This is a genomic window from Deefgea salmonis (genome assembly GCF_020531905.1).
Classification (GTDB): Bacteria; Pseudomonadota; Gammaproteobacteria; order Burkholderiales; family Chitinibacteraceae; genus Deefgea; species Deefgea salmonis.
In genome coordinates this window covers 259,152-272,273 of record NZ_JAJAWG010000003.1, presented here as the reverse complement: position 1 = coordinate 272,273, position 13,122 = coordinate 259,152, and the positions used below count along the sequence as shown (strand labels likewise).

The 13,122-nt window shown below is 49.0% G+C and carries 12 protein-coding genes and 1 riboswitch; of the genes, 9 read left to right on the top strand and 3 right to left on the bottom strand.

Going from position 1 to position 13,122, the window contains the following annotated elements:
* Positions 1–4: 4 nt before the first annotated feature.
* Entirely contained in the window at positions 5–475 is a 471-nt protein-coding gene (locus tag LG219_RS07555; protein ID WP_226763909.1) for a DMT family transporter, read from the bottom strand.
* A 283-nt stretch (positions 476–758) separates the two neighbouring features.
* Between LG219_RS07555 and LG219_RS07550 the strand changes: the two genes are divergently transcribed.
* Complete coding sequence (locus LG219_RS07550; RefSeq protein ID WP_226763908.1) at positions 759–1,082, top strand: rhodanese-like domain-containing protein; 324 nt, start codon at positions 759–761, stop codon at positions 1,080–1,082.
* A 327-nt stretch (positions 1,083–1,409) separates the two neighbouring features.
* Positions 1,410–1,745, top strand: a complete 336-nt coding sequence (locus tag LG219_RS07545; RefSeq protein WP_226763907.1) for an antitoxin Xre/MbcA/ParS toxin-binding domain-containing protein — start codon at positions 1,410–1,412, stop codon at positions 1,743–1,745.
* 247 nt (positions 1,746–1,992) lie between these two features.
* Here LG219_RS07545 and LG219_RS07540 read toward each other — a convergent pair whose 3' ends face one another.
* Positions 1,993–3,984, bottom strand: coding sequence for a peptidase U32 family protein (locus LG219_RS07540; protein WP_250647234.1), 1,992 nt, complete (start codon positions 3,982–3,984; stop codon positions 1,993–1,995).
* A 225-nt stretch (positions 3,985–4,209) separates the two neighbouring features.
* On the opposite strand from LG219_RS07540, the gene LG219_RS07535 reads away from it, so the two are divergent.
* Positions 4,210–5,091: a transporter gene (locus LG219_RS07535; RefSeq protein WP_226763906.1), complete on the top strand. Its 882-nt coding sequence runs from the start codon at positions 4,210–4,212 to the stop codon at positions 5,089–5,091.
* Positions 5,092–5,421: 330 nt separating this feature from the next.
* Here the strand turns inward: LG219_RS07535 and thiC are convergent, their stop codons facing one another.
* Positions 5,422–7,347: a phosphomethylpyrimidine synthase ThiC gene (gene thiC / locus LG219_RS07530; protein ID WP_226763905.1), complete on the bottom strand. Its 1,926-nt coding sequence runs from the start codon at positions 7,345–7,347 to the stop codon at positions 5,422–5,424.
* Between the two features lie 98 nt (positions 7,348–7,445).
* Positions 7,446–7,599, bottom strand: a riboswitch (TPP riboswitch).
* Positions 7,600–7,689: 90 nt separating this feature from the next.
* Between thiC and LG219_RS07525 the strand changes: the two genes are divergently transcribed.
* From LG219_RS07525 to rfbD, 6 genes are all read left to right on the top strand, one after another.
* Complete coding sequence (locus LG219_RS07525) at positions 7,690–8,331, top strand: protein-L-isoaspartate O-methyltransferase family protein (protein ID WP_226763904.1); 642 nt, start codon at positions 7,690–7,692, stop codon at positions 8,329–8,331.
* 247 nt (positions 8,332–8,578) lie between these two features.
* Positions 8,579–9,649, top strand: coding sequence for a Wzz/FepE/Etk N-terminal domain-containing protein (locus LG219_RS07520; protein WP_226763903.1), 1,071 nt, complete (start codon positions 8,579–8,581; stop codon positions 9,647–9,649).
* A 251-nt stretch (positions 9,650–9,900) separates the two neighbouring features.
* Positions 9,901–11,034 (top strand): dTDP-glucose 4,6-dehydratase, encoded by a 1,134-nt coding sequence (rfbB, locus tag LG219_RS07515; protein ID WP_226763902.1) that lies wholly within the window; start codon positions 9,901–9,903, stop codon positions 11,032–11,034.
* Entirely contained in the window at positions 11,003–11,755 is a 753-nt protein-coding gene (locus LG219_RS07510; RefSeq protein WP_226763901.1) for an HI0074 family nucleotidyltransferase substrate-binding subunit, read from the top strand. Before rfbB ends, LG219_RS07510 begins: the two co-directional genes overlap by 32 nt.
* A gap of 7 nt (positions 11,756–11,762) precedes the next feature.
* The gene (locus tag LG219_RS07505) at positions 11,763–12,119 is read left to right on the top strand and encodes a four helix bundle protein (RefSeq protein ID WP_226763900.1); all 357 of its coding nucleotides are present in this window, start codon (positions 11,763–11,765) and stop codon (positions 12,117–12,119) included.
* On the top strand, positions 12,116–13,111 hold the full coding sequence (gene rfbD / locus LG219_RS07500; protein ID WP_226763899.1) for a dTDP-4-dehydrorhamnose reductase: 996 nt from the start codon (positions 12,116–12,118) through the stop codon (positions 13,109–13,111). The genes LG219_RS07505 and rfbD overlap by 4 nt, the downstream gene beginning before the upstream one ends.
* Positions 13,112–13,122: the final 11 nt, after the last annotated feature.

Here is a 13,122-nt window from a genome sequence, read left to right as displayed (position 1 = left end):
GGGCTTAAGTTTTGGCTTTAAGCCAATCATTGCCAAAGTTCACCAAGAGCACACCGACAATAATCAAGGCCGCGCCGAGTAAGCGTGGCCAGCTCAAGTCTTTCATCGGCATGGCAAACCAGCCAAAGCGATCAAACAGCATCGAAGCGATAATTTGTCCGGTGATAATGAGCGACAACATCGTCGCCGCACCCAGCTTGGGGGCAATCAAGGTGGTGCCAAAAACAAATACCGCACCAAGCAGGCCGCCGAGCAGCATCCACGGTTCGGCTTTGGGTAGTTGCGCCAAGGCGCTGATTTTTTGCCCAGTCGCCAGACTAATGCAAAGTAAGGCCAGCGTACCAACCGAAAAAGACACTAAGGCAGCGAGTAAAGTACTGTGGCCGATGATCGACTTGAGCTGGTTATTGATGGCGGCTTGCAAGGGAATAATGAGGCCAATGGTGAGTGCGAATAAGCTATAAAGATAAGTCATGACAACTCCAAAAAAGGCTTGCGAAAGCGAGCAGCGGCCATGGTAATCAATTAAATTGATTGCCTCTAGGCTGAAACTGATTTAATTTGCGCGCCATGCGCCAAATCGTTGAGCCAAAGTGGGTTTGCATCGTGGTTTGCTCGTCATCGATGTACTCGCTGTTATGGTAAGGATTGGTCAGCAAACTTGGGGGGAGTCGCGATCTCTGGCGCTCAAACTGAATCGATTTTAAATACGCAACGCATTATTTTTGCGTTGTCGTGGTATGCAAAGGCCAGCAAAAATGCAACATATTAGTCCAAACGATCTTTACCTCTGGCTGCAAGATTCAAGCCGTGCAGCGCCTCAATTATTAGACGTTCGCGAGCCTTGGGAAGTGGCTTTATGCCAAATTAACGGCAGTCAAAATCTGCCGATGAATCACATCCCCAGCGAGCAAACGCGCTTAGATCCAGATGCCACTTACGTGGTGATTTGCCATCACGGCGTGCGCAGTTATCAGGTGGCGGGATTTTTGGAGCGGCAAGGCTTTGAAAATATGATTAATTTAGACGGCGGCATTGCGGCGTGGGCCAATGATGTTGAGCCGAATATGGCGCGTTATTGAGAGGTGGGAGTTGAGCATCGATGGCGTTGACGCCTGATGGTGTTCAGATTACGTGTTGATGCTCAGCGTCGCGGCATTCCCTCTCCCTTGATGGGCGAGGGTTAGGGTGAGGGTGATCCGCCGGCGTGTTTTGTAAGCTCAACACCCCCATCCCAACCTTCCCCCATCGAGGGGGAAGGGGCTGCAGTCGATCGGCTCAAGCGCTTGTGATGTAAGCAATCAACATCAAATCTGAACATTGCTTATTAATCGTCGGTATATGTCGCTAAGCACTGAATTTTATGCGCTTGATCGCTATACTCAAAGTTAATGTCGCCAGTAGAGGCCATGATGGATTTAACGCGAATTGGCATTTTTTTTGAATTACTCGAGCGAGAGCTGGCAGGCCAGCCTGATTTGCATGCTGATTTAATGGCGGTAGTGCAATTTGAGCCGCAATTGCTCATGCCTTGGCTGGCGGTGATTGATATGGCTGAAACAAAATTGGGTGATTTAGATACGGTGGTGAAGTGGATTACCTGCCCACATGTGGAGCTCAATGGCGTCTCGCCAGCCTCACTGGTCGGCTCGCCCGATGGGGTAGCGCGAGTGAGTCAATTATTGACGCAATATGCGCCCTTACCGCCGTGGCGCACGCCGCTGGATGCAGCGGCGCAACCTTAAGTTAAAGATTGACATCTTTCGGCAAAAAAATGCCGCCCTAGGGCAAATACAGTTCACTTAACGACAAACCCTGAAAACCTGACGCAGAGGCGCAGAGGCGCGGAGGAAAATCAGGGTTTTTCAGTTGATTTTCTCTGTACCTTTGCGTTAAAAGCGATACCTGCAATGAAATCGAGGAAAAAAATGCCGTTCACTTGGCTTAAGTGAACGGCATTACCGCTAGGGCGGCATTTTTTTGTGGCGTTGTTTAATGGCTATAGCCTTCCGGTTCTGGTTTGGCTTTGTGAAAGGTAATGGTTTGCACTGGAATAATCGACGGTGGCGGCGATTTTAAAATATGCGGTTTCATTTTGCCCATCACATGCATTTCGCACGGCTTGCAATCAAACTTGAGCGTATAGCTTTCTTTGTCGTTGGATAATGTCATCGGCTCGGCTTTGATTTGGCCTTTGACACCGATCACGCCTTTGGCTTGTTTCGGGCACAGTTCAAACGAAAACCGCAGGCAATGCTTGGTAATCATTAACGGCACTTCACCGGCTTCTTGGTGTGCCTCGTAGGCTGCAGCAATGAGTTTTACGCCGTGCTCTTGGTAAAATTCGCGTGCTTTTTTGTTATACACATTACCCAAAAACGACAGCGTTTCATCGGGATAGATTGCTGGCGGTTCAACTGGCGTTTTGCGTTGTTGTTTCGGCCACGCGGCAACGCGGGCGACTTCCAGTTGCTCAACCGCTTCGCGACGCAGCGCATTAATCGCTGAGGCGGCAACATGCCAAGGCTGGCTCAGATTGAGTGATACGTCCTCGGCGTAAAACATCGTATTGCCGAGTTTACCGAGGCCGCCAATCAAACCGCTCCATGCTTTATCTACATTTTGTGAAACTTCGAGTGGCATCGGCGCATCAACCGTCACCGTACAGCCATCGGCATCGGTAATCGTGAGCGCAAGACCCGTCGCAGTTTCAGACAAATTGAGCCACACGCCGATTTTACGTTCAGCGGATTTTTTATTGAGTATCTGCTCCCAAGCATGATCCCGATTGCGGTTCATGCCAATACCTGCCTTAAGGCCAACAAGCTCGCTCATAGCTTCATTCGGGAATACGCGGAATAAGCCAGTCGCTTTATCAATGGCTTCAACGATATTGGCTTGCACGCCGACCACTTCGCGTTTTTTCATGTAATTCAAACCATCGCCGTTCGCCAGCGGCTCGCTCGCATCGATGATTTGAATTTCAAAGAACTTGTCGGTGACGCGAGTGATGGTACCCACTGGCAGACCGACGTATTTGGGCGAATCAAACGCGCCAATATCGGTTTTGCGCTCAGTGGCAAAATAATCGGTATGGCCACGGTGGAAAGTTTTATCGACGTTGGGGGTAAAGAAAATCTCGCTGCGGCCACTCGATGCGGGCGCAAGATCGGGGCGTTGTTCGAGGATTTCATCCAGATGGCGGCGGTAATGCGCGGTGATGTTTTTAACGTATTGCGCGTCTTTATAGCGGCCTTCGATTTTGAACGAGCGCACGCCAGCGTCGACCAGCAACGCGAGATTATCGGTTTGGTCGTTGTCTTTCATCGACAGCAAATGCTTATCAAACGCCACCACTTGGCCTTTGTGGTCGGTCAAGGTGTAGGGCAGGCGGCAAGCTTGCGAGCAATCACCGCGATTGGCGCTGCGATTGGTTGCCGCATGGCTGATATTGCATTGGCCAGAAAACGCCACGCATAAAGCGCCGTGGATAAAGTATTCAATCGTCGCGCTATCGCCCACGGCGGCGCTGATGTCGCGGATTTGCTTTACGCCCAATTCACGCGCCAACACGATTTGCGAGAAACCGGCATCGGATAAAAATTTGGCTTTTTCAGGGTTACGAATATCGCATTGCGTACTGGCGTGCAGCTGAATCGGTGGAATATCGAGTTTAAGTACGCCCATGTCTTGCACAATCAGCGCATCCACGCCGGCTTCATACAACTGAATAATCTGCTGGCGCGCCGGTTCGAGTTCGTTGTCGTGCAAGATGGTATTGAGCGTGACAAACACCCGTGAATGATAGCGATGGGCAAATTGAACTAAGGCGCTGATGTCTTCGATCGGATTGCTGGCATTGTGCCGCGCGCCAAAACTTGGGCCGCCGATATACACCGCATCTGCGCCGTGCAAAATGGCTTCTCGGGCGATTTCGGCGGTTTTGGCTGGGGCAAGTAATTCAAGTTGGTGCGGCAAAAGCATAATGCAATCCAGAGCAAGTCAGGCGAAGGGGCAGAAGTATAACGTATTCAAAGGCTTAGCGGTGTGATTGGCTAGGCTGATTTTGCTGCTGTTAAAGCAAAGATCGTGGGTCTGTTGTTTGCCTTACTCAATCCACGGCTGATTTTAATTTTGTTTGTAAGTGTTGCTGCCATATAAGGTAAAGTCCGTATATTGTTTGATTGGATTTTAGGCCGGTGGATGTGGATGAATGGATTAAAGTGGCACTGCATTTGGGCGTTGGCCCTGCTGAGTTTGCCAACGCATGCGGCAGATCCGCGTCAATTTGGTTTGGTTGCCGACGATACCAGTCGCAGCTCATTGCGCTTTCGCCAGCAATCGATTGAATCACCACGCGGCCCACGAGAAATCGAGATTGTCGACAAAAACAGCGTGAGCTTGCGGCAGGCGCAATATTTTGATCTTGCAGGGCAATTGGCGTATGTGGCGGTGCAATTGCCGTATGTCACGGTGGATCAATCGTTTACCAATAGCCGCCGCAAACCGGCTGAGGCTGATGGTGTGGGCGATGTGATGTTGGGCTTTGGTGTGGGGCTGTATCGCCGGCCAGCTTTGGATCGAAATGCCTTAAAAAACTACGATCGTAATGGGCTCAGCAGTGCTTGCGGATTACAAGTTAATATTCCGACGGCGGCGTATCAAAAAAATCAATCCGTTAATGTCAGCGCCAATCGCTGGATGGTTTTGCCCGAATGCCAATTGGCTTGGACGATGAATCAATGGGTGTTTGAGGGCTTGGCTGGGCTGTCGTGGTTTGGCGACAATGCCGATTATAAAATCGGTCGATTTGAGCAAAAAAATGTATATCACTTTAAAACCATGGCGAGTTTCAGCGTAATCCCCCAGATGTGGTTGGCGGCAACGTTAGAATATCAAACCGGCGGCATGGTGACGCGTGGCGGCCAAACCGATCATGATCGAATTGATAATTGGCTGGCTGGCGCGGCGATGAATATCAGCTTACCGGGCCGCAATAGCGTACGTATTGTCGGCGAATGGCCGATTAGCACCGCGCAAGGCTCAAGCAAAGAGCGAGAGATTTCCTTGGTGCTGTCACACGTGTGGTAAGTCAGATTGAATTCAGACTGGCAGGAAATAAAAAACGCAGCAGCCAAGGATTTGGCGCTGCGTTTTTTTGATGCTTGTTCAGATGATGTGATGGTAGCCAAAGTATCGCGGCATTCCCTCTCCCTTGATGGGAGAGGGTTAGGGTGAGGGTGATCCGACGGCGTGCAGCTCACCCCCATCCCAGCCTTCCCCCATCAAGGGGGAAGGAGCAACAGTCGCGCTCATTTAGCGAATGAGATCGACTCAATATGGACATCTTTTTACTGTATCAATACCCCATCTGAATAGCGCATGCTTTTATGGGTATATCATTCGAGCCCACGGCTGGTATCACTGTTTGTGATATACCTCGGCACCGGTTTTGATGAATTCGATGGATTTGGTTTCCATGCCTTTTTTGAGCGCGTCGATTTCGCTGATGCCTTGTTTGGCGGCGAATTCGCGCACGTCTTGGGTGATTTTCATCGAGCAGAAATGTGGGCCGCACATTGAGCAGAAATGCGCGACTTTGGCGCTGTCTTTGGGCAGCGTTTCATCATGAAACTCACGCGCGCGGTCTGGATCAAGGCCGAGATTGAACTGATCTTCCCAGCGGAATTCAAAACGCGCTTTTGAGAGTGCATTGTCGCGAATCTGCGCGCCTGGATGACCTTTAGCCAAGTCGGCGGCGTGCGCGGCCAATTTGTAAGTGATGATGCCTTCTTTCACGTCGGCTTTGTTGGGTAATCCTAAATGCTCTTTTGGCGTCACGTAGCACAGCATCGCGCAGCCGTACCAACCAATTTGCGCCGCGCCAATCGCCGAAGTTATGTGGTCGTAACCCGGTGCAATATCGGTGGTCAATGGGCCAAGGGTGTAGAACGGCGCTTCATGGCACCAGTCCAACTCTTTATCCATGTTTTCTTTAATCAATTGCATCGGCACATGGCCTGGGCCTTCGATCATCACTTGAACATCGTGTTGCCACGCGATTTGCGTCAATTCACCGAGCGTTTTCAGTTCGCCCAATTGCGCTTCATCGTTGGCATCCCAGATTGAGCCTGGGCGCAAGCCATCGCCCAAACTGAAGGCGACGTCGTATTCCTTCATGATTTGGCAGATGTCTTCAAAGTGCGTGTACAAGAAGTTTTCTTGGTGATGCGCCAAGCACCATTTGGCCATAATCGAGCCGCCGCGCGACACAATGCCGGTCATGCGGCCTGCCGTCATCGGCACGTATTGCAGCAATACGCCAGCGTGAATGGTGAAGTAATCCACGCCTTGTTCGGCTTGCTCGATCAGCGTGTCGCGGAACAATTCCCAAGTCAGGTCTTCGGCCTTGCCGTTGACTTTTTCTAGTGCTTGGTAGATCGGCACGGTGCCGATGGGTACGGGCGAATTACGTAAAATCCATTCACGGGTTTCATGGATGTTTTTGCCAGTCGACAAATCCATAATCGTGTCAGCACCCCAGCGGATACCCCAAGTCATTTTGTCGACTTCTTCAGTGATCGACGACGTTACCGCTGAATTGCCGATATTGCCGTTAATCTTCACCAAGAAATTACGGCCAATAATCATTGGCTCGCATTCTGGGTGATTGATATTGTTAGGGATGATGGCACGGCCGCAAGCGATTTCGCTGCGCACGAATTCTGGCGTGATTTCGTCGGGCATATTGGCGCCGTAGTTTTCGCCTTGGTGTTGACGATTCATCATCGCCAACATTTTTTCGCCAGTCGGGCTGCTGGTCCGTAAGCTTTGTAGATAATTGGCACGATTCATGTTTTCACGAATCGATACAAATTCCATTTCAGGTGTGATGATGCCTTGGCGGGCGTAATGCATTTGCGAGACGTTTTTGCCGGCTTGCGCCTTACGCGGTTGGCGTTTGAGCTCAAAGCGCAATACATCAAGGCTGTGATCGGCTTCGCGCATGCGGCCGAACTCGCTGGTCAGGCCCGCTAGCACTTCGGTGTCGTTGCGCTCGGCAATCCACGCCGCACGAATTGGCTCTAAGCCTTTGCGCACGTCGATTTTAGCCGCAGGATCAGTGTAAGGGCCAGAACAGTCATAGACGAAAATCGGTGGGTTTTTTTCCACCGCACCGCTGATGCTCATTTGCAATGGGGTATCCGCTTGGCTGATTTCGCGCATCGGCACTTGAATATCGCTGCGTGAACCGGCGACATAGATTTTGCGTGAATTAGGCAGTGGCTTGATGGCGGCTTCATCGACGACGGCCGAATCGGCGGAAAATTCTACTTTTGCGTTCATGGTGTTCTCCTGTGCACTGATTCAAACTCAGGTGAGTGTGATTCAGTCGCGCTCGCTGGCGCGTGATTTAAAAAGACGGCATAGGAGTCAGGGCGCAAAAAGTCAGCGACTCGCTTTCCTACGCCGGTATTAGCCGGGTCAGGTTCCAAGGGTATATCTCATCCGATTTGCTGACATTGCTTCTCGTGGTGTTGGCCAAACATGGCGTTAACCCCCGAAAAGTCGCTTAAATCGGAACCCCTAGCGATTCATGAATGTGAAATTAAAAGAGTTGTGGGATAATTGCAAGACATATTGAATAATCTAATCGCCGTAGTCGGCTTGTCTTGAGGTGAAGCAAACATGGATTGGGAAAACGCACGTTATCTTTTAGTTGAGCAGCAAATTCGCCCGTGGAATGTGTTAAATCCTGTGATTCTAGCGCGGGTGCTGAATACTCGCCGTGAAGACTTTGTGCCAGCGGACAAAAAAGAATTGGCTTTTGTTGACGTTGAACTGCCATTGGCGCATGGCCAGCTGATGCTTGCACCTAAGGTTGAAGCGCGTTTATTGCAAGAAATCGACTTAAAGCCTACCGATAAATTGCTGATTGCTGGCCCCGGCGCAGCTTACTTAATCGCCTTGGCTGCCGGCTTATGCGCGCAGGTGGTGGCGGTGGATGCCGATATTGAGTATGTGGCTTTTATCAATGCGCAACTGAAAGCCGCCGGCATTAAAAACGCCCGCGCCGAAGTGGGCGATGCCTTGGCGCCCAATGGCCAAGCGCCATTTGACGCCATTATCGCCACCGCGTCGTTCGATCAAGCGCCAGCCAGTTTGTTGGCCCAATTAGCCAATGATGGCCATTTACTCGCCATTATTGGTGAAGAGCCGATGATGTATGCCACTTTATATCACCAGGCCGGCGCAGTGCTCGAGCAAAAACAAGTCTTTGATTACAACTTACCAAGAATGCGGGTTAGCACGCCGGTGTTTGAATTTTAAGGGCTTGCATCCTCTGTTCTCACTATTTGACGAAATAAAGTGAAATGATACTGCGATGCTTTTGGTTGCAAATCTTACTGTGAATTTTAACATGTGCATTATGTTGTGTATGTTTTCAATCAAAAAGCCAGCATAATTGCTGGCTTTTTTCTTACAAAAGACAAAAATATACAGTTCGTCGATTATAATAATTCCCACTTTTAGTCGATGTTTTTGAATTTTTCACTCTTTTACAGAATACACGCCAATGACAGCAGTCAACTCCAGCGAGCAATCTAATCGTAAGCTAGATACCGAAGATGAAATTTCTTTATTGGATCTGGCCCTCGTACTGACCAAACACAAAAAACTGATTATTGGCCTACCGATTTTGGTGGCAGTGATTGCGGCTGCGGTGGCGTTCAGTTTGCCCAATCAGTACACGGCTACGCTAAAAATTGCCCCGTCGAAAAATGCGGCGGTTTACAACTGGGTATTGAGCAACGATCAGGTGCAAGAAGCCATCGCTAAAGAAATGAAATTGGCTGAGCATTTTGAGACTAAAGGCCGCCAAGCAACGCGAAAGGCGATGGGGCAATCGGTTAAGGTTGTGTTAAATGCTAAAGATGGTTTTTTAGATATTAATGTCACCGATGATGATCCAGAATTTGCTGCTTTATTGGCCAATAAAATGGGTTTAGCGCTACAGCAAAATTTATATAGCATGCGTTTATTGGATAGCTCTAAGTATCGCTATGAATTAGAAACTCGCCGTGAAATGGCGCAAAAAAATAAAAATAAATACGATGCCGAAATTCAACAAGCCGATTTAGCCGCAATGATTAATCAGTTGTCGGCGGCAGATCGTTATGGCATTACCAGCTTAGCCGCGATTCAAGCTGAATCGACCTTGCAAGGTGGGGTGAGCGATATGATGCAAAACGAATTGGTACGGATGCAAGATCAACTCTCGAGTTTGCAGCGCTTGGTCGTTGATAGTATGAAAAAACAAGCCAATGCCAATAATACCGGTTTATGGATTGCCGCCGTCGGCGCTTTGCAGCAACAAGCGTATTGGGATGCTTTAATCGAGCGACTTGATCGCCGCATTGAATTATTAAAAAAACAAGAACGCGATGAATTAAAAATGACCGCCGCCGAAGTGCCGGATGAAAAATCAGGGCCTAAACGGGCGTTAATTGTATTGTTGGCCACATTTGCCGCGCTGTTTTTAAGTATTTTATGGGCATTTATTGCTGAGGCCATCACCAAATCAAGAGAAAATAGCCAGTCAGTAGCGCTATTAAGCAAAATTGGTGCGGCTTGGAAAGCAAAATAAAAGATGTTAAGTGGTCACGAATAACTGATTGGAACTTGTAGGAGCTGGCTTGCCAGCGAATGCAATGCTTTGTTGGCTGAGCAAATTCTACGAAGAGTCAAAATTTTTCTCTTAACCACTTAATTTTATGTGCGTGAAAACTCTAATTATTGAGATGAAATAGCACTAATAAAATGAATAAATAACTTATTTTTTGATTTATATCAGGCCCTTGTGGTTTATATAAATCTGCATGAAAGGTAAATAATTCAATGACAATTTTAGTAACCGGCGCAGCTGGGTTTATCGGTGGTAACTTTGTTTTAGATTGGCTAGCTGGCTGCGACGAGGTGGTGATTAACGTCGATAAGCTGACGTATGCCGGTAACCTCGATACCCTCAAAGCCCTAGAGGGCGATACCCGTCATATATTTGTTCGGGCTGATATTGGTGATCGGGAAATTATTAGTAAATTGCTCGCTGAATACCAACCTCGCGCAGTGCTGAATTTTGCCGCCGAATCGCATGTGGATCGCTCAATCACTGGGCCGGGCGAGTTTATTCAAACCAATGTCGTTGGCACTTTTAATTTATTAGAAAGCGTGCGCGGTTATTGGACTGAGCTGGCGGCGGAACAAAAAGCCGCGTTTCGCTTTTTGCACGTGTCGACCGACGAAGTTTACGGCACGCTGGCAGCCGATGATCCGGCGTTTAGCGAAACCAAGGCGTTTGAGCCCAATAGCCCGTATTCAGCATCAAAAGCGGCGTCGGATCATTTGGTTCGCGCTTGGCACCACACTTATGGCTTGCCGGTCTTAACTACCAATTGCTCGAATAATTACGGCCCGTATCATTTCCCAGAAAAACTGATTCCATTGGTGATTTTGAACGCACTGGCCGGTAAGCCACTGCCGATTTATGGCGATGGCCAGCAGATTCGCGATTGGTTGTATGTGAAAGATCACTGCTCAGCGATTCGCCGCGTGCTCGAAGCGGGCCAAGTGGGCGAGACCTACAACGTCGGTGGCTGGAATGAAAAAGCCAATCTGGATGTGGTGCATACGATTTGTGACTTGCTGGACGAGCTGGCTCCGATAGGGAGTAGGGAGTTGGGAGTAGGGAGTGAAGAGCGGGCAGTAGTGAGTCAGCAGACGGGTACTACTCCCCAATCTCTACTCCCCACTTACCGCAGCCAAATCACCTATGTAACCGATCGCCCTGGGCATGATCGTCGCTACGCGATTGATGCGCGCAAACTCGAGCGCGAACTGGGCTGGAAACCGGCCGAGACGTTCGAATCGGGCATTCGTAAAACCGTAGAGTGGTATTTGACCAATCAAGACTGGGTGAGCAATGTAACCAGCGGCGCTTATCGTGAGTGGCTTGATCAACAGTACGGGAAATAATAAAAACATGGCTTCTTTGGATAAAAAGCTCATTGATGCCGTGGTGGGCATTATTTTACGCCATGCAAAACCAAGTCGTATCTGGTTATTTGGATCGCGTGTGGATGGTGAGGCCAAAGCAACGAGTGATTATGACTTTGCATTTGCCGATGCGGATGCCGATTGGGATGTGCTAACACAAATTCGTAGTGCAGTTGATGAGTTGCCGACTTTACTAAAAATGGATGTCGCTAATATCGCACATACCGAGCTACGATTTGCAAATCGAGTAAAGGAAACCGGTCGAGTTTTATTTAGTGCGAATAAGCAATTACGCGCTGAAGATGGTTTGCTGTATTTTTCTCGCGCATTGGCACGATTGAAGTTAATTCAGACCGAAAGTGTGCAATTGCGTGCAGAGGGTTTTGGTGATGTTGTGCTTGATTTGAATGTGCAACGATTTGAATTCACATTTGAAATGGCTTGGAAAGCATTAAAAAGATATTTAGATTTTGTGGGTATCGATAGCAAAAATCCGCGAGCGATTTTTAAAGATGCTTTCGCACAGGGTTTATTGCAAGATGATGCGCTATGGCTTGATATGATTGAAATGCGTAATTTATCGAGTCATGTTTATGACGAACGCGAAGTGTCAGTTTTGCTGGATAAAGTCGATCAATATGTAGCAGGTTTTATGCAATTAGAAAATAGTTTGCAAATGGCTTTGGATAGTGAACGGTGAGTGGGGAATGGATAAACCGCATAAGCAATTGGAAACATGGCGACAAGTCATGCTGTTAGTCAAAACGATCTATGAGTTAACCGCACTATTTCCAAATGATGAACGTTTTGGTTTGACTGGCCAAATGCGGCGTGCTGCAGTTTCTATTCCATCAAACATTGCGGAAGGTGTGGCGCGAGGAACAAGTAAAGAATATTTGCATTTTTTAAACATCGCACGTGGTTCCTTAAGTGAGTTAGATACGCAAGCTGAAATTGCTTTAATGCTGGGTTATGTTCCTAAGGATTTAGCTCTTTTTGAACAAATGAATTTAGTTGGTCGCCTGTTAAGTGGCTTACATAAAAAAATTGGACAAAGCGTATGACCACTCCCCAATCCCCACTCCCAACTCCCCGCATTCTACTCACGGGTAAAAACGGCCAAGTGGGCTTTGAGCTGCAACGTAGCCTGGCCGTACTGGGCGAGGTGATTGCGCTGGATCGCAATGATTGCGATTTAGCCAATCCCGACGCCATCCGTGCAGTAGTGCAACGCATTCGCCCAGACATCATCGTGAATCCCGCCGCGCATACGGCGGTCGATCGCGCCGAATCTGAAGTTGAGCTAGCGACGTTACTCAATACCACAGCACCGCAAGTCTTTGCCGAAGAAGCCGCCAAGCTCGGTGCCTTGCTGGTGCATTATTCGACCGACTATGTGTTTGATGGCAGCAAAGACGGCGCGTATTTGGAAGACGACGTAACAAATCCGCAATCGGTTTACGGCAAAACTAAGTTAGCCGGTGAAGAGGCGATTCGCGCCAGCGGTTGCCGGCATTTGATTTTCCGCACTAGTTGGGTTTTTGGCGCGCATGGCGCTAATTTCTTGAAAACCATGCTGCGCTTAATGCAGCAGCGCGATGCGCTGAGTGTGGTGGCCGATCAAATCGGCGCGCCGACTTCAGCGAGTTTAATCGCGGATGTGACCGCACATGCGATACGGCAGGTGATGGATAGTGGGTGGGGAGTAGGGAGTGGGGATTTGGGAGTAGCAGGTAGTGCCGCGTCCTCATTCCCCAATCCCCAATTCCCAATCCCTGACCTCTATGGCACCTATCACCTCGTCGCCTCAGGGGAAACCTCATGGCATGGGTATGCGTCGCTAATCAACAAAATTGCTACTGAGCAGGGCTATACCCTAAAAATTGCTGGCGAAGCGATTAAAGCGATTCCCGCTAGCGACTACCCTGTCCCCGCACCACGCCCAGCCAATTCACGCTTGAATACGCAAAAGTTGCAAAGCACTTTTGGCGTAGTGCTACCCGATTGGCAAGTTGGTGTGCAGCAAGTGATGACGCAATTAATGGCTATGAAGTGAAGGAGATTGCA

Coding starts and splice junctions, on each gene's coding strand:
- rfbB (WP_226763902.1), top strand. CDS start 9,901: ATGACAATTTTAGTAACCGGCGCAGCTGGGTTTATCGGTGGTAACTTT.
- LG219_RS07540 (WP_250647234.1), bottom strand. CDS start 3,984: ATGCTTTTGCCGCACCAACTTGAATTACTTGCCCCAGCCAAAACCGCC.
- LG219_RS07520 (WP_226763903.1), top strand. CDS start 8,579: ATGACAGCAGTCAACTCCAGCGAGCAATCTAATCGTAAGCTAGATACC.
- LG219_RS07545 (WP_226763907.1), top strand. CDS start 1,410: ATGATGGATTTAACGCGAATTGGCATTTTTTTTGAATTACTCGAGCGA.
- LG219_RS07550 (WP_226763908.1), top strand. CDS start 759: ATGCAACATATTAGTCCAAACGATCTTTACCTCTGGCTGCAAGATTCA.
- rfbD (WP_226763899.1), top strand. CDS start 12,116: ATGACCACTCCCCAATCCCCACTCCCAACTCCCCGCATTCTACTCACG.
- thiC (WP_226763905.1), bottom strand. CDS start 7,347: ATGAACGCAAAAGTAGAATTTTCCGCCGATTCGGCCGTCGTCGATGAA.
- LG219_RS07535 (WP_226763906.1), top strand. CDS start 4,210: ATGAATGGATTAAAGTGGCACTGCATTTGGGCGTTGGCCCTGCTGAGT.
- LG219_RS07505 (WP_226763900.1), top strand. CDS start 11,763: ATGGATAAACCGCATAAGCAATTGGAAACATGGCGACAAGTCATGCTG.
- LG219_RS07525 (WP_226763904.1), top strand. CDS start 7,690: ATGGATTGGGAAAACGCACGTTATCTTTTAGTTGAGCAGCAAATTCGC.
- LG219_RS07555 (WP_226763909.1), bottom strand. CDS start 475: ATGACTTATCTTTATAGCTTATTCGCACTCACCATTGGCCTCATTATT.